The organism is Pseudomonas sp. IAC-BECa141, assembly GCF_020544405.1.
GTDB lineage: Bacteria > Pseudomonadota > Gammaproteobacteria > Pseudomonadales > Pseudomonadaceae > Aquipseudomonas.
In genome coordinates, this window is sequence record NZ_CP065410.1 from 2299096 (window position 1) to 2317095 (window position 18000).

14 protein-coding genes are annotated in these 18000 nt (G+C 62.1%); 6 read left to right on the forward strand and 8 right to left on the reverse strand.

All coding sequences use genetic code 11. The annotated features are described in order from the left end of the window. The first annotated feature begins 250 nt into the window (after positions 1–250). The 5 genes from I5961_RS10435 to I5961_RS10455 all read left to right on the forward strand — a co-directional run bounded on the left by I5961_RS10435 (position 251) and on the right by I5961_RS10455 (position 8751). Positions 251–1699 carry a sensor histidine kinase gene (locus I5961_RS10435; protein ID WP_085698602.1) on the forward strand — a complete coding sequence of 483 codons (1449 nt, stop codon included), beginning with the start codon at positions 251–253 and terminating at the stop codon, positions 1697–1699. Positions 1700–1858: 159 nt separating this feature from the next. Continuing rightward, on the forward strand, positions 1859–4666 hold the full coding sequence (locus I5961_RS10440) for a multicopper oxidase domain-containing protein (protein ID WP_227235136.1): 2808 nt from the start codon (positions 1859–1861) through the stop codon (positions 4664–4666). Positions 4667–4683: 17 nt separating this feature from the next. Then, entirely contained in the window at positions 4684–5754 is a 1071-nt protein-coding gene (locus tag I5961_RS10445) for an SCO family protein (RefSeq protein WP_413541591.1), read from the forward strand. A gap of 104 nt (positions 5755–5858) precedes the next feature. Continuing rightward, entirely contained in the window at positions 5859–7352 is a 1494-nt protein-coding gene (locus I5961_RS10450) for an ATP-binding protein (protein ID WP_085704863.1), read from the forward strand. Beyond that, positions 7321–8751, forward strand: a complete 1431-nt coding sequence (locus I5961_RS10455; RefSeq protein ID WP_085698606.1) for a sigma-54-dependent transcriptional regulator — start codon at positions 7321–7323, stop codon at positions 8749–8751. The genes I5961_RS10450 and I5961_RS10455 overlap by 32 nt, the downstream gene beginning before the upstream one ends. On the opposite strand, the gene I5961_RS10460 is transcribed toward I5961_RS10455, so the two are convergent. Continuing rightward, a complete protein-coding gene (locus I5961_RS10460; protein ID WP_085698607.1) occupies positions 8742–9110 on the reverse strand; it encodes a hypothetical protein in 369 nt (122 codons plus the stop codon). The genes I5961_RS10455 and I5961_RS10460 overlap by 10 nt on opposite strands. A gap of 163 nt (positions 9111–9273) precedes the next feature. On the opposite strand from I5961_RS10460, the gene I5961_RS10465 reads away from it, so the two are divergent. After that, positions 9274–10080, forward strand: a complete 807-nt coding sequence (locus I5961_RS10465) for a class I SAM-dependent methyltransferase (RefSeq protein ID WP_227235140.1) — start codon at positions 9274–9276, stop codon at positions 10078–10080. Positions 10081–10243: 163 nt separating this feature from the next. Here I5961_RS10465 and I5961_RS10470 read toward each other — a convergent pair whose 3' ends face one another. The 7 genes from I5961_RS10470 to I5961_RS10500 all read right to left on the reverse strand — a co-directional run bounded on the left by I5961_RS10470 (position 10244) and on the right by I5961_RS10500 (position 17998). Next, a complete protein-coding gene (locus I5961_RS10470) occupies positions 10244–10936 on the reverse strand; it encodes a GNAT family N-acetyltransferase (RefSeq protein ID WP_085698904.1) in 693 nt (230 codons plus the stop codon). 118 nt (positions 10937–11054) lie between these two features. After that, positions 11055–11843 (reverse strand): ChbG/HpnK family deacetylase, encoded by a 789-nt coding sequence (locus I5961_RS10475; protein WP_085704867.1) that lies wholly within the window; start codon positions 11841–11843, stop codon positions 11055–11057. After that, positions 11815–13002, reverse strand: a complete 1188-nt coding sequence (locus tag I5961_RS10480; RefSeq protein WP_227235142.1) for a GNAT family N-acetyltransferase — start codon at positions 13000–13002, stop codon at positions 11815–11817. The genes I5961_RS10475 and I5961_RS10480 overlap by 29 nt, the downstream gene beginning before the upstream one ends. Before the next feature lie 4 nt (positions 13003–13006). Then, entirely contained in the window at positions 13007–13696 is a 690-nt protein-coding gene (locus I5961_RS10485; RefSeq protein WP_085698906.1) for a GNAT family N-acetyltransferase, read from the reverse strand. Positions 13697–13764: 68 nt separating this feature from the next. Next, a complete protein-coding gene (locus I5961_RS10490; protein ID WP_227235143.1) occupies positions 13765–15684 on the reverse strand; it encodes a hypothetical protein in 1920 nt (639 codons plus the stop codon). Next, the gene (locus I5961_RS10495) at positions 15681–17000 is read right to left on the reverse strand and encodes a lipopolysaccharide biosynthesis protein (RefSeq protein WP_227235144.1); all 1320 of its coding nucleotides are present in this window, start codon (positions 16998–17000) and stop codon (positions 15681–15683) included. Before I5961_RS10495 ends, I5961_RS10490 begins: the two co-directional genes overlap by 4 nt. Next, entirely contained in the window at positions 16997–17998 is a 1002-nt protein-coding gene (locus I5961_RS10500; RefSeq protein ID WP_227235146.1) for a polysaccharide deacetylase family protein, read from the reverse strand. Before I5961_RS10500 ends, I5961_RS10495 begins: the two co-directional genes overlap by 4 nt. Between the last annotated feature and the right edge of the window lie 2 nt (positions 17999–18000).

The following is an 18000-nucleotide window of genomic DNA, read 5'->3' on the forward strand; positions in this document are numbered from 1 at the left end:
ATGGGTCAGTTGCAGAGGGCTTTACAACTTCCATACCAACGACGCGCCAGCTGGCGGCAAAGGCCCGTGGCGCAAGGGTTCGCGGCTTGCCGTGGGGGACAGGGACGCCCGCCCGGACAGGGCGACTTTCCCCAGCATTGGGGATTGTGGGGAGGGCGCTGGTTATCCGGGGGCTTGTGGGGACCCGCATCCGGGCAAACACCCAACCGTGGGCTATAACCCTATAGGGACGTATCGGGAAGTCGCCGCCATGAACATGCAGTCAACATCGCTACCGGTCGAGCAGGGCAGCCAGCGGCTGAGCTCGCCCAAACAGTCGTTCAACCTGTTGCGCTGGTTTTCACTGATCAGCATGGCGGTGATCGGCACTGTGGCCGTAGCGCTGGGGGCGGTGTCGACACGGTTCGTGATCGAGGAAAGCGTGCAGCGCGATGCCTTGCTGACCGCGCAGTTCATTCAGGCCATCGCCTCGGCCGAAGTGCGCCACGTCTCGATCCCCAATATCCGCACCATGGGGGAGCTGCTTGACCCTCGTCAGGACAACGACTTTCCCGATGTGAACCCGCAAGCCAGGGCCAGCGCGCGGGGCGAATTTCTTGATCACATCGAACATTTGCCGGATGTGATCCTTGCCAACGTTTATGCGCCGGATCGAACCGTGATCTGGTCGACCAATCCCGCACTGGTCAACACCCGCATTCATGCCGACGAAGACCTCGACCGGGCGTTCGATCAAAGGATTCCGGTGTCGGCCAGCTATCACGATGTAGACAAGGCCCGTGAAGAGCAGAAATTCGTGGTGCCGCCGGAATACATCTTCATCGAAAACTACATCCCGCTGTTCGACGCCGAGGGCAAGAACGTCACGGCGATGGTCGAGATCTATAAAGAGCCCAAAGACCTGATCGCCCGCATGGAGCGCGGGTTGGCGCTGATCTGGCTGGCCACCGCGCTGGGCGGCGGACTGATTTATCTGGGGCTGTACTGGATCGTGCGCCGGGCGGCAATCCTGCTGGCAGCCCAGCAAAAACAACTGATCGCCAACGAAACCTTTGTCGCCCTGGGTGAGATGTCTTCGGCGGTGGCTCACAGCCTGCGCAACCCGCTGGCGACCATCCGTTCCAGTGCCGAGCTGGCGCTGGAGTTCGATGCGGGACCTGCGCAGAAAAACATCAAGGACATCATCGGCCAGGTCGATCGCATGTCGAAGTGGGTGCGCGAGCTGCTGCAATCGTTGCGACCGCTCAATGACGACCCGGAACCGGTGAACCTGGTGGCGGCGCTGCACGACAGCCTGATGGCGTTCGAGCAGCAGATCGCCAAGGCCGGCGTGCACGTGGTGTTTCATCCCCAGCAGACGCCGATGGTGCTGAGTCAGCCGGTGCAGCTCGCACAGATCCTCAACAGCCTGCTGGCGAACGCGCTGGAAGCGATGGACAAGGGCGGCACGCTGACTATCACCCTCGAACCGGGCGACAGCCGTGGCGTGATCGTCATGCTCAGCGACACCGGCAAAGGCATGAACGAAGAACAGCGCAGCATGGCGTTCCGGCCGTTCTTCACCACCAAACAGGGCGGCCTTGGCGTTGGGCTGGTGCTGGTCAAACGGATCATGGAGCGCTTCGGCGGCGGTGTGAGTCTGGACAGCCGCGAAGGCGAAGGCACCACCGTTCGTCTGGCGTTTCAGCTCATTCAGTAAGTTGGGGTGAACTTTCCCCCAGCAGTGGGTGTCAGGCCCCGGTCACCGGGGAGTGGGGAATGCAACAGCGCGCGCAAGCCACTGTTACAACTGGAAAAGATTTTTTGGCGAGGTAATTGCAAAACATCATCACCCCTTCCTTAGATGAGGCGGTTGGTGATGGACAGAACAACGCGTGACCCCAAAAAGCTATTCCTGTTGACGCCACTGAGCGTCGTTCTGATGTTGACCCTCGGCAATATGTCCGGGGTTCGAGCGAGTCCGATCGACGACGAAAACCAGCCGGAAGCGTCCGACCCGTCGGCGTACTACGACGAGCCGGCCGATGAACCGGCGGCACTCAACGCCATCCTGACGATGCCCGAGGCCAACGAAGACTCCTTCGATCTGCCCGACGGGGTCAAAGGCACGCGCAACACGACGCGCACGGAAAACATCCTGCCGCCCGCCGTCCAGACCAGTTTCAATTACCCCACCAACGGCAAGCCGAGCCCGCTGTACGGTGCCCAGCCGTTCACTCAGCAACTGGTGCTGTTCGAAGAATTCGGCCCGGAAAAACTCGACCCCACCACACCGGCAGCGCCCTTGAGTTTCCCGCCAGCGGCCATCGGCCCGGCACCGGCGCAGGACCCGAACAACATCGCCCGCAGTGCGCCTCCCGGCACCGCGCTGGACGCGTTTTTGCGTCAGCCGGGGCTCACGCCATTCCCGAGCCAGTTTGCCAACGTGGTTGACCGCAACCCGTGGCAGGCGCAGATCGAACTGTTCCTCAACCGTCATATCGGCTCTTCTGCCGAAGGCCGGCCACCGGGAAAAGGCTGGGCCCACCAGCGCTGGAACGAGTTCTACCCGCAAGTCGCCTACAAGACCGTGCAGACCGGTGCGCGGCTGAACGGCGGCCTGCGTGACAGTCGGCAAATGCACGGTTATGCGGTTGGCGAGTTCGGCCCCGGTGGTCTGTACCATAACGTCGCGGGTGTGCCTGCGACCGATGGCACGGCCAAGGGTGTCGATGCGCGCTTCCACCCGGCGATGCCGGTGCAGGACCACAATTCGGTGTGGACCTTTGACGGCACGCTGCCACCGAAACTGTTGATGGTGCGCTACGGCCAACCGGTGCTGATGCGTCATTACAACGGCTTGCCGATCGACCCTTCCGCCAACCGCGGTTTCGGTCTGCACACCATCACCACCCACGAGCATAACGGCCACGCGCCGGCGGAAAGCGATGGTTATGCCAACGCGTTCTTCTTTCCCGGCCAGTACTACGACTATCGCTGGCCGATCCAGCTCGCCGGTTACGACAGCATCAACACCAAGGCTGAAGACCCACGCGCGGCATTCCCGTGCGCGCCGGGGGAAACCCTGTGGGTCAACGACGTGCAGCCTGCGAAAAAGACCTGCGACCACGGCACCATCAAGATTCGTGGCGACTGGCGCGAAACCATGAGCACCCACTGGTTCCACGACCACATGCTCGATTTCACCGCGCAGAACGTCTACAAGGGCAACGCGGCGATGATGAACTACTACAGCGCCCTGGATCGCGGCAATGAATCGGTGAACGACGGCGTCAACCTGCGATTCCCCAGCGGCAGCGCGTTGCCGTGGGGCAACCGCGACTACGACGTCAACCTGGTGTTCGCCGACAAGGCCTGGGATCAGCAAGGTCAGTTGTGGTTCAACCCGTTCAACACCGATGGCTTCATCGGTGATCAGGTGCTGGTCAACTGGCAATGGAAGCCGACCCTCGACGTGCGGGCGCGCAGTTATCGCTTCCGCATCCTCAACGGTTCGGTATCGCGTTACTTCAAGTTCGCGCTGGTGCGTGAAGTCAAAGGCAACGGCGGCGAATTCCCGGGGCCGAAAAACGCCGGTGTGTCGTACAGCCGTGTGCCGTTCCACATGATCGCCAACGACGGCAACATCATGGAACACAGCGTGCCGTTCGACGGTTCGATGGACCTTGATGCCGACGGCGACAAACAGAACCACAATGCGATTCTGCCGACCCAGGGCATCGCCGAGCGGTTCGACATCATCGTCAACTTCGCGAAAAACGGCATCAAGCCGGGTGACAAGCTGTTCTTCGTCAACCTGCAGGCCCAGGACGACGGCAAAGGTCCGAAAGAAGTGATCCCGCTGGCCGACGTGCTCTCGGAGAAATACCTGCCGGTGATCAAGCAGACCAGCAAGGGGCCGCAGTGGGACAGGGGTGACCCGGTGGTGGGCAAGGTCCTGCAACTCAACGTCAAGGCCTACACCGGTCAGGACCTGGCCATGGACCCGGCGGCCTACGAGCCGGCCAAACCGGGCAAGGCCGAAGGCATGGTAATGATTCCGCTGAAGATCCACCGCGACAACGCTGCCGACAAGGCGCTACTCGCCAGGGCGCTGCACCGGACCTTCATCTTCGGTCGCGCCGACGGCACCGACGAAGCGCCGTGGACGATCAAGACCGATGGCGGTTTCGGCTTTCACATGGATCCGCGCCGGTTGAATGCCTCGACCAAACTGGCCAGCGGCCCGACCGACGCCGGGGTCAGCGGTATCGGCACCCTGGAGGTCTGGAATATCAAGGCCGGCGGCAAGGGCTGGAGCCATCCGGTGCACGTGCACTTTGAGGAAGGCATCATCCTCAGCCGTGGCGGCAAGGCTCCGCCTGAGTGGGAAAAATGGGCCCGCAAGGACGTCTACCGGATCGGTTCGGAAGCCGACGGGCTGGATAACGTCGAGATGGCGATCAACTTCCGCGAGTTTGCCGGGACCTACATGGAGCACTGTCACAACACCCAGCATGAGGACAACTCGATGCTGCTGCGCTGGGACCTGGAAAAACCCGGGCAACTGCAGTTGATGCCGACGCCGCTGCCGAGCTGGGATGGCGTGCGCTACGTCAACTCCGCCGCGCTGCCGACCTTCCGCACCGGCGACGGCTTCGGCCCGCAAGTGACCGTGAAACCATGAGCAGGGAGGGAGCCGACATGACCCAGCCAACGCCGCGCTCCCGCGCCCTGGGCATGCACCTGATTCTGGTGCTGGTCACCTGCCTGCTTGGCAGTCAGGTGCTCATCGCCCATCAGGCGCAGCCCGACGGCGCCAGTGAATCCGCCACCCCGTGGGGTGGCGACTATTTCCCCAACACCCTGCTGACCGATCAGGACGGTCGGCAGGTGCGTTTTTTCGATGACCTGATCAAAGACAAAGTGGTGGTGATCAACTTCATCTTCACCTCGTGCAGTGACTCCTGCCCGCTGGAAACCGCGCGCCTGCGCCAGGTGCAGAAGCTGCTGGGGGACCGGGTCGGCAAAGACATTTTCTTCTACTCGATCACCATCGATCCGCTGAGCGACACCCCCCAAGTGCTCAAGGCCTATTCGCAACGCTTCAAGGTCGGCCCCGGCTGGAAATTCCTCACGGGTGAATTCGAAGACGTCACCGAGCTGCGCAAGAAGCTCGGGCTGTTCATCGAAGGCGTCGACAACGGTCGCACCAAGGATCACAACCTGAGCCTGATTGTCGGTAACCAGAGCACCGGGCGCTGGATGAAAGCCTCGCCGTTCGAGAACCCGTGGATCCTCGCCGATCAGCTCGCCAATACCTTGCAGAACTGGAAACAGGCCAGCACTGAAGAAAGCTATGCCGACGCCCCGCAGATCCGTCCGCCGAGCAATGGCGAAGAACTGTTCCGCACCCGTTGCGCTTCGTGTCACAGCCTCGGCCCGCAGGACGGCGAGGGCATCGGCATGCGCAACATCGGCCCGGACCTGATCGGCGTGACCCGCCAGCGTGACCCGGCCTGGCTCAATCGCTGGATCCGCGAACCGGATCGCGTGCTGGCGGAGAAAGACCCGATCGCACTGCAACTGTTCGAGCAATACGAGCGCATCCCGATGCCGAATCTGCGTCTGGACGAGGCTTCGGCGCAGTCGATCATCGACTTTCTGAGTGCCGAAACCGAGCGTCAGCATCCGTCCGTGCAGCCCTTGGCCGACGGGGCGTTGACGCCAGTAAAACCGGGCTCTGCCAGCGAAGCGGTGAGTCGTATGCAGTAGCGGCTAAATAGCATCATTGAACCGTATGCCACGGTCATTGCCACCTACACTCATTCGAGAAGGCGGCTGTAACGGGCTCGACACAAAAACGCCAGGGCATTCCCATGCAGCGACTGGAAGAACAAAAAACAGCAGCGCCGAACGTGGCGTTGGCAGCCATCAAGAGTTGGGGCAGACAGTTCAACCTGCTGCGCTGGTTCTCGCTGGCCAGTTTTTTCATCATCGCGGCCGTGGCGCTGGGGCTGGGTTATATCTCCACGCGCTTCGTGGTTACCGAAAGCGTGGAGCGCGATGCACTGCTCACCGCGCAGTTCGTGCAGGCCATCGGCGATGCGGAAATGCGCCACGCCAACATCACGCCGCAACGGACCATGGGCGAAATGCTCGACCCGCGCCAGGATCAGAATTACCCCGACGTCGATCAATTGGCCCATGCCGCGGCCCGCGCGGAGTTTCTCGATCATGTCGAACACCTGCCCGACGTGTTGCTGGCCACGGTGTATGCCCTGGATCGCACGGTCATCTGGTCGACCAACCCCGAGCTGATCAACGTCAAGTTTGAAGACGACGACGAACTGGATGAGTCGTTCGAGATGAAAGTCCCGGTGTCTTCCAGCTATCACAAGATCGACGATGAAAAACCCGAGCAGCGGCTGTCGCGGGAACCGAAATACCTGTTCATCGAAAACTACATTCCGATGTTCAACGCCGACAAAAGCAAAGTGGTCGCCATGGTGGAAATCTACAAGGAACCGGCGGATCTGGTGGACCGCATCGATCGAGGGTTCGCTTCGATCTGGGCCGCGACCCTCCTCGGCGGCGCGGTGATTTACCTGGGGCTGTTCTGGATCGTGCGGCGCGCCTCGACCCTGCTGCAGAGCCAGCAACGGCAACTGATCAGTAACGAAACCTTTGTCGCCCTGGGCGAGATGTCCTCGGCGGTGGCCCACAGTTTGCGCAATCCGCTGGCGACCATTCGCTCCAGCGCCGAACTGGCCCAGGAAGTCGCCAGCCCCGGTGCGCAGCGCAATATCGGCGACATCATCAGCCAGGTCGACCGCATGTCGCGCTGGGTGCGCGAGCTGTTGGTGTCGTTGCGTCCGATGAGTGACGACGGCGAGGCGGTGGAACTGCTGGCGGCGGTCGAGGACACCCTGGGGGCGTTTGACGCGTTGATCCGGCGCAATGGCGTCGAAGTGCGATTCACGCCACAAAATTGCCCGCCGGTCATCAGCCAAAAGGTGCTGCTGACGCAAATTCTCAATAGCCTGTTTGCCAACGCCCTGGAAGCGATGCCCAAGGGGGGCGTACTGAGTGTCGAGATTGAAACACCGCACACCGGTCATGTGCGCATGACCCTGAGCGACACCGGCAGAGGCATGAGCGCGCAGCAGCAACAACTGGTGTTCAAACCGTTTTTCACCACCAAACAGGGCGGCCTCGGGGTCGGCCTGGCGCTGGTCAAAAGAATCATGGAGCGGTTTCAGGGTTCGGTCGTGCTGACCAGCCGGGAGCAGGAAGGAACCCGCGTCAGTCTCAACTTTAGAGTGGCATCGGGAGGGGAATATGGAACACAGCATTCTGCTGGTCGAGGATGACGAACTGCTGGCCGAGAATATTCAGACCTACCTGGAGCGCAAAGACTTCGAGGTGACGGTCTGCCACTCGGCCGAGGACGCGCTGACGCAGCTGGAAAGCTTCATGCCGGACATCGTCCTGACCGACAACTCGCTGCCGGGCATGAGCGGTCACGATCTGATCCAGAAGCTGCGCATCAGCGCGCCGGAACTGAAAGTGATCATGATGACCGGTTACGGCAACGTCGAAGACGCGGTGGTCGCCATGAAGGAGGGCGCCTTTCATTACGTCACCAAACCGGTCGCGCTGCCGGAACTCAAACTGCTGCTGGACAAGGCCCTGGCCACCGAACGGATGGAGCGCACGCTGTCGTTCTACCAGGAGCGCGAAGCGCAGAAATCCGGCGTGCAGGCGCTGATCGGCGAGTCGTCGCCGATGCAGTACCTGAAAAACACCATCGGCCAGTTGCTCGACGCCGAGCGGCGCATGGCCAACACCGACCTGCCGCCGGTACTGGTGGAAGGTGAGACCGGTACCGGCAAGGAACTGGTGGCCCGCGCGCTGCACTTCGACGGTCCGCGCAGCAAAGGCCCGTTCGTTGAATTCAACTGTGCGTCGATTCCGTCCAACCTGGTGGAATCAGAACTGTTCGGCCACGAGAAAGGCGCATTCACCGACGCCAAGGATCGCCGGGTCGGACTGGTGGAAGCGGCGGACGGCGGCACCTTGTTCCTTGACGAGATCGGCGAAATGGACCTGCTGTTGCAGGCCAAGCTGCTCAAACTGCTCGAGGATCGGACCATCCGCCGGGTCGGCTCGGTGAAGGAGCGCAAGGTCAACCTGCGGGTGATCAGCGCCACCAATTGCAACCTTGAGCAGATGGTCCAGCAGGGCAAGTTTCGCCGTGATCTGTTTTTCCGTTTGCGGATCATCTCGATCAAGGTGCCGCGTCTGTATGCCCGTGGCGAAGACATCCTGCTACTGGCCCGGCACTTCCTCGCCAGCCACGGCAAGCGCTACGGCAAACCGAACCTGCACTTCAGCGATCAGGCCGAGCAACTGCTGCTCAGTTACACCTGGCCGGGCAATGTGCGCGAATTGCGCAACATGCTCGAACAGACCGTGTTGCTGGCGCCGAACGACACCATCGCCGCGCATCAACTGAATGTCTGCATGAGTCTGTGCGATGACCTGCCACCGCAGCATCAGCACGAAGTGCAGCATTTCGAACCACGTCCGGCGAGCAACACCGAGTCGATGAACCTGCCGGAAGTCGAACGCGACATGGTGCGCAAGATGCTCGACAAGACCGACTGGAACGTCACCAAATCGGCGCGCCTGTTGGGCCTGAGCCGCGACATGCTGCGCTACCGCATCGAAAAACTCGGCCTGGCCCGTCCGGACAAGCGTCAGTGGTAAACGGCGTTGCTGCGTGGATTCGGCGGGCTCAGGCATTCGAGCACGCACGTCGGGTCCAGCACTTCGTCGTTGACGTAAATGCCGCGCTCGGCATCGTAGGTGCGGATGAACACCCGCACCGTCGCATCGGCCACTGTGGGCAGTTGCGAGTCATGGAACACGTGGCGATCCGGGATGACGATGAAATCCTGCGGCGGCGTGTCATCGAACGGCCGGGGTGGCTGAGCGGACAGCGACGGCGGAGCGGGGTGGGCGAAAGGCTGGTCGGAACCGTAGTAATTGAAGTTGCTGTCCAGCGCCTGAGCCTGGGTGGCGGCGAGTAGACAAACGGACAGCAGCAATCGACTGAACATTCCCATGGCAGCACCTGTGGAAGCGGATTTCCCCAAGGCTGTTAACTATAGCTGTCCGTGATGCAGGCGTTGGTGCAAGTGTTGTCGGCTTACAAGTTCGCAACAACCTGTAGCGCGAGGCTGAACTAGACTCGGGCCGCTCGATTGTGAGCATCGCCCGGAGTGCGCCATGGAAGTGCCAAACAATAAAAATGCCGTCGAGAGCAATCGTCAGGCGTGGAATGATTCCGCCCGTCATCATCAGGATTCGCCCGACTGGCAGGCCTTGCTGACCGAAGTCACGCAGGCTGACTTTTCCTGCCTCGACGACACCCTTCGCGGCTTGCTCGAGCAGGTCGGTGTCGATGGCAAAGACGTCGTTCAGCTGTGTTGCAACAACGGCCGCGAGAGCCTGTCACTCTTCGCCCTCGGCGCACGGAGCGTGGTCGGTATCGATCAGTCGAGCGCGTTTCTCGAACAGGCCCGCGAACTGAACAAGCGTTCGCCGCACAATGCCGAATTCATCGAAGCCGATATTCATCATTTGCCTGAAGCGCTGCGCGCCCGTTTCGACGTCGCGCTGATCACCATCGGCGTCTTTGGCTGGATGCCCGACATCGGCGAATTCTTCCGCCACGTCGCCTCGACCCTCAAGCCGGGCGGACGGCTGGTGATCTACGAAACCCACCCGTTCCTGGAAATGGTCGACCCCGAGGCCGAAGACCCGTTTCGCCTCGCCACCTCGTATTTCCGCCAAGAACCTTTCGTGCTGGAAAAACCGATCGTCTACGTCGGCAAGGTCGAACAGCCGGCGGCGAAGTCCTACTGGTTCGTGCACAGCCTCGGCGCAATCTTCACCGCCGCCATCGAGGCCGGCCTGAACATCACGCACTTCAAGGAATACCCGCACTCGAACCGGGAAGACGTGTATGACCAGTACCAGAACCGCGAGGCGCAGATGCCGATGTGTTTTACGTTGGTAGTCATTAAAAGCTGAAGTTCTGGCGAACCGGTGTGTTGAGCTTACGAGCCCCTTCGCGAGCAAGCTCGCTCCCACAGTGTTTGCGGCGTACACAAATATGTAGTTCACCGAGAATTACTGTGGGAGCGAGCTTGCTCGCGAAAGCGATAGAGAGAACGCCGCAAATCTCAAAACTGGATCAAGCCTGCGCAGCCGCCGTCACCACCGGCCGTCCCGGTTTGCGCAGCGGGTCCAGGCGTGAGCCGGCGTAGCGGGTTTCGCGGAAGAACCGCCATTTGCCGAACAGGCAATAGACGTGGGTGACGCGGCCCTGTTCGTGGTAGCCCATGCGGATGTGCAGTTTCAGCGCCGGGATGTTGTGGGTTTCGCAGACATCCACCACTTTGTGGCAGCCCTGAGCGGCCATGGCCTCCCAGAGGGCGACCTGGACGTCCACTGACAGGCTGCTGCCGAAGTAGGCGCGGGTCATTTCGCCGCCGAATTCGAAGAACTCGCCGGGTTTGACCGGGAAGGTGCAGCCGTAATAGTGGCGGTCGTGGTAGTCGCGAATGCTGCCCCAGATGAACGCCACCGCATGGCCGTCGGCGTCCAGGTACATGTGCCCGGTGTGGCCCTCGTTGGCCAGTTCGGCCATGGTCTGCACGCGGTCACCGAAGTGTTTGGCGAACGCGCCGGCATTCTCGGCGGTGATGTCGACTTTGCGCAGGCCGTCGTAGGGGCGCAGCTTGTGCGGCGGTACCGGGCTGACCAGGTCGCGCTCCATCCACAACAGTTCCCAATGGAAGAACACGTAGCGTTTCCACAACGTGCCGAAGGTGCGGCTCAGGCCTTTTTGCTTGATACGTTCGCGCAGCTTTTGAATGACGCTCATGATGCCCTCCGTGGCCGAAGCCCGGGTGTTGTGGATGTCGCTTTTGTGGGTATAGATCAAGCCTTGCCAGTTCATGTCAAAGCGCCAGCTTTGAATTTATTGCAAGTTATGTAACCGTTCAGAGTGCCGCGGCACCGCGTAGGAAATCCCTGTTCAAGTCGGCATAGGAAACCCGTGGAACGCCCGCCAGCCGCTGCTCTAGCACAAGGCTCAGAGACTCTCCGGGTTGCAAATAGGCATCACCGAAGTCCGCCCCGAGCTGGTTTGGATGGGCGACTATTTCCAGCACACCGTCGGTCGGCGCGGGCGCGTTGCGCAGGTCCACCGGTGTGCAGACGTAATCCGCCGTAACCCCGGCCAGACCTTGCAACCGACGGTTGAGCAACCCCTTGAACACGCGTTTGGGCAGGCTGAGGTTTTGCCCCAGGTTGCGCGCCAGGCGCACCGGCACCCCTTGATGGGCGGCGAAGCGCGCGACGATCTCGCCGATCGGCCAGATGTTGTGCACGTGCTGATGTGAATCGAGGTGGCTGGGACGCACCCCGTGATCGACGCAGCGCTGCCACTGCGCCTGCAATTCTTCCTGCACCGCCTCGCGATCTTCCCGGCTCAGCCACAAGCTGTGGCGAGGCAGGTTGAGGTCGAACACGCCGTGGCTGTCGCAGAAAGTGCGACGTTCGAGAATCGCCCGGCTCAAGGGTCGGCCGTAGGTCAGATTGAAGTGCAGGCCGATCCGGCCTTCCAGCAGCGGCAGCCGGGCCAAGGCGCAGGCCGCTTCGAACGCCGGCATGTTGGCCATGGCGGTGGCGGAACTGATGACCCCGGCCTGGAATGCACCGAGAATCACCGCGTTTTCGTTCGGGCTCAGGCCGAAATCGTCAGCGTTGACTATGACTTGGCGAGGCATGTTTGCCCTCCTTGGTCGGGTTGATCACTGCTGTCGCAATGGCCGCCGCTTTGGCCGCCGCACGCTTCGCCCGCCATTGTTGCAACGCAGGCTTGAGCCGGTGCCAGACGCGCAGCCCCAGCCCGAGCAACAGACCGCTCGGGCGCCACGAATAGAAGCTCCAGCGCCAGTGTTCCAGTTGCCCGGTCATGCGTTCGTGCAGTTGATGGCTGGAGTTTTCCAGGCTGACCCGCGAGGCATCGATCCAGCGCCAATTGTCGTCCAGCCCCCAGCGTATCCATTCCTCCAGCAACACCCGGCCGCTGCCCAGATCGGCGTATTGCGGCAGGAAGGCGAGGTTGTAGTCGTAGAGCCGGCCCTGTTCGAACAGGCCGAGCCGATAGCTGATGCAACGTCCGTCCAACTCCAGCATCACCACGCGGACCCGATCCGAAGCGGCGAGGGCGGTGAAGGCGTTTTCCATGCAGCGGCGGCTGCGCTCGCTGGCAAAGATTCCGACGCCTTCGTCGCCTTTCCAACTGACCGCTTCGACTTCACTGATGGCCTGCAGCAACGGGCCCATGCTGGTCGCGTCAGGAATGATCCGCCGGACTTCGGCGCCGCACGCGGCAATCCGTTTGCGCGCCCGGCGCAGCTTATAGCGCGGGTCGCCCGAGACTTCCTGGCGATCGGCGTCGCTGATCAGGTGCACCGGCACCCGGCAGCTCAAGCGACGTTCGCCGGTGGAGCTGTGGGCCATCCATTCGGTGAGCAGGCTTTCGGCGCCGACCGGCTCGGCGATTTCGTTGAGTTGCAACAGGGCGTGGGGCACTCGCTGGCGAATCAGCCGCAAGGCCTGGCGCATGTCTTCGGCATTCAGCCGTGATAACAACGCCAGGCGATCGGCCAGCGGATAACCCAGGTGGTGCACCACCCGAAACGGCAAACCGAAAAACCGTTCATGGCTCGCCACCAGCGGCAGGCACAAGCGCAATTCGTCCGCTTCCCAGCCCAGCAATACATGCAGCCGCTCGTGCGCGTCGAGCGCCTGCTCTGCCGCACGCAGCCAGTCGAGGCTGTTGAACGGCGTGTGATCCGTCACCCGCAGGCGCAGCGCTTCATGAGCCGCCGTCGGGAAGTCAGGTGCGCACAACGAGGTGCGCCATTCGAATCGCGCCATAGGCTCAGGTCGCCGTTGCTGTGACAGGTGGACGGGAAGGTTTGCGCAGCGCGTCCAGACGCGATCCGCTGTAGCGGGTTTCGCGATAGAAGCGCCAGCGACCGAACAACTCATACACATTCATGATCCGGCCCTGTTCGGTATAGCCCATGCGCAGGTGCAGCTTGAGCGCCGGAATGTTGTGGAACTCGCAGACGTCCACAACCTTGTCGCAGCCCTGGGCGGCCATGGCTTTCCACAGTTGCAGTTGCAGGTCCACCGACAGTTCGGTGCCCCAATACGAGCGGGCCAGTTCGCCGCCGAACTCGAAGAATTCACCGGGTTTCACCGGGAACAGGCAGCCGTAATAGTGGCGGTCGAAATAGTCCCGGGCGGTGCCCCAGATGAAGGCCACCGCATGGCCCTGATCGTCCAGATGCATGTGCCCGGTGTGATGTTCCCGGGCCAGTTCAGCCATGGTGCCGACGCGGTCGCCGAAGTGGCGGGCGAAGGCGCTGACGTTGTCCGGGGTAATTTTCACCACCCGCAGCGGCGGGTAGGGCTTGAGGCTGTGGGGCGGCACCGGACTGACCAGATCGCGCTCCATCCACAGCAGTTCCTGATGAGAAAAGACGTAGTGCTTCCACACCTTGGCCATGGTGGCCCGCAGGCCTTTGCGTTTGATGTGATCGCTGACTTTTTGCAGAACATTCATGGTCGTTGCTCCTGATGGCGAGTCATCGCGCGGCCAGGGGCCAGCGCGGCCGGACATCAACAGGGCGGTCATGAGGCGCTCCAGCTCAGGGCAAACAGGGTCTGCCCGGGCAGCTCGAAGCGCACGCGACCGTCCTGACAGCGAAAAGGTGCGTCGCGACTGCGGTTGTCGGCGCCGAAATAACGCAGCGCGCCGTTGTTCAACGGGCATTTGGCACCCGCCAGATCGACACGCTGCAAACGCGTGCCTTTGTTCACGCCGAGCAGTCCGCGCTGATCGTCGCTAGACATCGCCAGCACATCGACTTCGAACGCATCGTTCTCCAGCCACAGCACGTTGTGCAGCCAGTGCTGCTGAATGAACTGCTGGGCCAGGCCCACCGGTTTCAATTCGAAGCGGTCATCGCCCAGCACCCGCAACATGCCTTTGGGGTATTGCGGCTCATCGGCGGCCTGGAACCAGTTGAGCAGGGTCAGCAAACCGTCCTGAGAGGCGTTGATCACCACCGAGGCCCACCACAGCGAGGTGAAATGGGTTTCCTGATCGTAGGGGCTCAGGCTTGAGCCGCTGGACAGATTGGTCTGGTCCAGCAACAAGGCTTTGCGTGGCTGACCCTTGGCGTCGAGGCCGACCAGATCCGCCGCCCGGCGCACGCTGTCGCGGTAGACGCGGGTGGCGAGCAGGTCGCGAATCATCCACTCGTGCCAGGCCAGCGCATCGACCTGATCGGCGGACTCACTCAGCAGGCGCCGCGCCCAGTCGATGCCACGCTTGTTCGCCGCGTTGTCAGCGAACGGCCCGTTGACCAATCGCGAACTGGCCGGCATCGCAATACGCACACCGGCCTGGGCATTGGCCGGATCGCTGCGCACTTGCCGGGCCATGCTGGTGAAGATCGAACGGTATTGCTCGTAACTCGAATAATTCAGGTTGGGCTCGTCGGCGAACCCGATGTAGTGGGTGCCTTTACCGCCCAGCGCACGGGTGCCGGCGAGCCAGGCGTCGAGGCCGCTGTTGCTTTGCACGTCGGCGCGCAGATCGGCCTGACGTTGGCTGCCGGCGAGCAAGGTGATGTCCTGACGAATGCCGAAACGATCCTGATAGACCTGGCGAAACGCATCTTCGAAGTGCGGATTTTTCGCCGTCACGTCGACAAAACTGTAGTAACTGGCGGCTGTCGGTTTCAGCGCATCGAGCAGCGGATGACTGGCCGGCGGCGGCATCACGTAGGGCAGGGCGATGCCCAGATCCGGGGTGCGGCCGAGGACTTTGTCGTGCAGGGTCAGGCGCGTCTGGCCGTCGTCTTCGCGCAGCGGTTTGAGCTGTTGCGGGGTCTGTGCAAACAGATTGGCCGTGCCATCGAGCCAGAACGCCGCTTTGCCACTGCCTTGCAGACGCAGGCGCCAGACCTGTTCGCGTTCGCTGACCGGCAACGCCACCTGATCGAACTGCCAATAGGCGCGATAGGGTTTGAGTGCCAATGACAGCTGTTGTCCATCGCCGATTCGCTGCGCTTGCAGGCCGCTGACACCGCCGTGGAACTTGCCCGCCAATATCGCGTGCTCACCCGCAGCGACCTTGAAATACAGTTCATCGCCGTTACGGGTTTGCGCACTGAAATGCACCTTGGCCGGGGCGAACAGCGCCACGGTGTTTTCGTCGTGTTCGACCCGGTATATGCGGAAGCTGTAGCCGGGGATTTCCAGCTGATAACTCGCGGCGCCCGGCGCCAATGGCCAGCTCTGACTGCCACGGGTTTCGCTGGCTTTTATGAAGCGGTCGCCCTGCAATTGGCCCCGGCCGTCGAGCAGGTAAATGTGCTCTTCGTTGGCCTGCGCCTGCCACGCCGGCGCCCAGCGCACGGTTACCGTATCGGGGCGATCGGCTTGCAGGTACAGGCTGCCGTCGCGAATGTCGCCCCAGCGCATCGACGCCGCGAAGGCGTCCAGTGACAGACCGAGACCGAGCAGCAGGGCCAGGCCTTTCATGCCGATTTTCGCTGTAAAAAGCGACGCTGCAACATCAGCCACATCGGCGTGAGGTCGTTAGGCAGAATGATCAGGGTTTGCCAGAACGCCACGCCGCTCAACCGGCAGTACAACACCAGCATCGCCACGGTCACCGCCAGATAGGCAATCGACGAAGCCGCCGCCGCGCCGACGATGCCGTAGGCCGGAATCAGCAAAAGATTCAGCGCAAGGTTGAGCAGCGCGCCAATCCCCATCATCAACGACACCGTGCCGGGGCGATTCTTGCCGATCAGGTCCAGGCGCAGGATGCTCGCGTAGCACAGGCCCAGCAGCCCCGGCAGCAACGCCAGCAGTGCCGGATACGCCGGTTGGTAGGCGACGCCGAACAGGGTGACGATCAGCCATTCGCCGATCACGGCCATGGTCAGGCAGGCGCCGAGCATCACCGTGGCGGTCAGGCGCAGGGCCAGCGGGGTGACCTTGTCCATGCCTTCGTCCTGTTGCAGCAGGCGTTTCATCAGCGGCGTGGTCACCGCTTCCGGGACGATCAGCAGCAACTCGGCGGCGGCGCTGGCCATCGCGTAATGCCCGAGGGCGGTGCTGCCGAGCAGGGCGCCGATGAACAGGTAATCGGAACGCAGGATCACCTGCTGGAACAGCAGATCGGGATGGCTGCGCGCACTGAAGCGCAGCAGTTCGTTCTGGCTGGCGCGGTCCCATTGCAACTGCAACGGCTGCGCGCGTTTGAGCCACAGCCAGCCGACCAGTACCACCAGACTGATGCCGGCCAGCCAACTGATCAGCGCCGCTTCAAGCGCCGCTTCTTTCCACATCCAGAACAGCGCGAGAAACAGCAGCAGCGGCGCCAACGATTCCACCAGGCGCAAGGCATTGAACGCGACCACCCCGCCGGACGCATTGTGCAAGGTCAGCAAGCCGCTTTTGAGTACGGTCAACGGCACCGCCAACAGCAACAGCCACGCCAGCAGACCGAGTTGCATGGTCACGTCCAGTTCACTGCCGAACTCGCGCACCAGCGCCACCACCAGCAAGGTCAACAAACCGGCGAGCAAGCAGCCGAACACCAGCACCTGAGCCAGCAGCAACCCCATCGGCCGTTGCTTGGCCGCCTGATAACCGACCGCCGAATTAAGACCGCCGCTGGTGGCCGCGCTGATCAGATCGGGCAGGGTGCTGAGCAGGGCGAACAGGCCCCGTTCGCTGGGGCCGAGGATCCGCGCCAGCAGCACATTCCTCAGCAGACGCAGGCTGATCATCGCCAGTTTGGTGCCCATGCTCAGCGCCAGGTGCTTGAGGTAATTGCCTCGACTCATGGCCGCGCCCCGCGATAGATCCGCCACGACAGCAGTTCCGGATTGCGCGCGGTGCGCTGGCTGACGCCGAAGCGCGGCAGGTTCAGCGGATCACTGTTGCCACGATAAATGCCGCTGCCGGTGCCGAGCGCGAACGGGTAATCGTGACTGGCAATCTGTTCGCGAACCCGTGCGTCGTTGTCACCGTTGGGGTAGCAATACACCGGCAATGGCCGGTTGCAGCCATTGAGCAGGGCATCGCGGCTGCGACTGATTTCTTCGCCTAGGCGCACATCGTCAAGGCCGGTGAGGATGGCGTGACTGGCGCCGTGGGGGCCGAAACGCACCAGGCCTGAAGCCTCCATCAAACGCACCTGATGCCAGTCCAGCGCCTGGGGTTGCGACTCTTGCGGGCACTGGTCGGTCAGGTGTTCGAGCATCATCGGGTCAAGTGCCTTAAGCCCTTGCAGGTAATGCAACAAAGTCAGACTGCGCCGATCCACGTCGATGTCGTCCAGCAGTACTGGCAACGGCTGGCCGATCGATCGCAGGCATTCGATCAGGTGCGTGCGGGCTTTTTCGCCATGGCTGCCCCACAGGGTTTCGCCGATGCTTTCCCACCAGAAACGCTGACGGCTGCCGATGAAATCGGTGGAGAGAAAAATGCTCGCCGGCACCTGATGTTTCTGCAGCAGCGCGAAGGCGTTGGCGGCGTTGTCGCGCCAGCCGTCGTCGAAGGTCAGCGCCACTTGCGGACGCTCGGTGCGCAAGGCGTTGGGCTGCAGGATCTCCATCAGCGGCACGCAATCGAAATGCCTGCGCAGCCACACCAGCAAATGTTCGAAGGCCTTGGGCCCGACGCACAGTTCGTTGCGGTGCGGCAGGTCGGCGGCGCGGTCGTTGGACAGCACCCGGTGCAACATCAGGATCACGCCGGCGCCGTGCAACTGGTTTCGTCCCACGGACGAGTTGAGATAGAGCCAGCCGCTGGTGCGTTTAATCAGTTGTTTGATCGCCATGG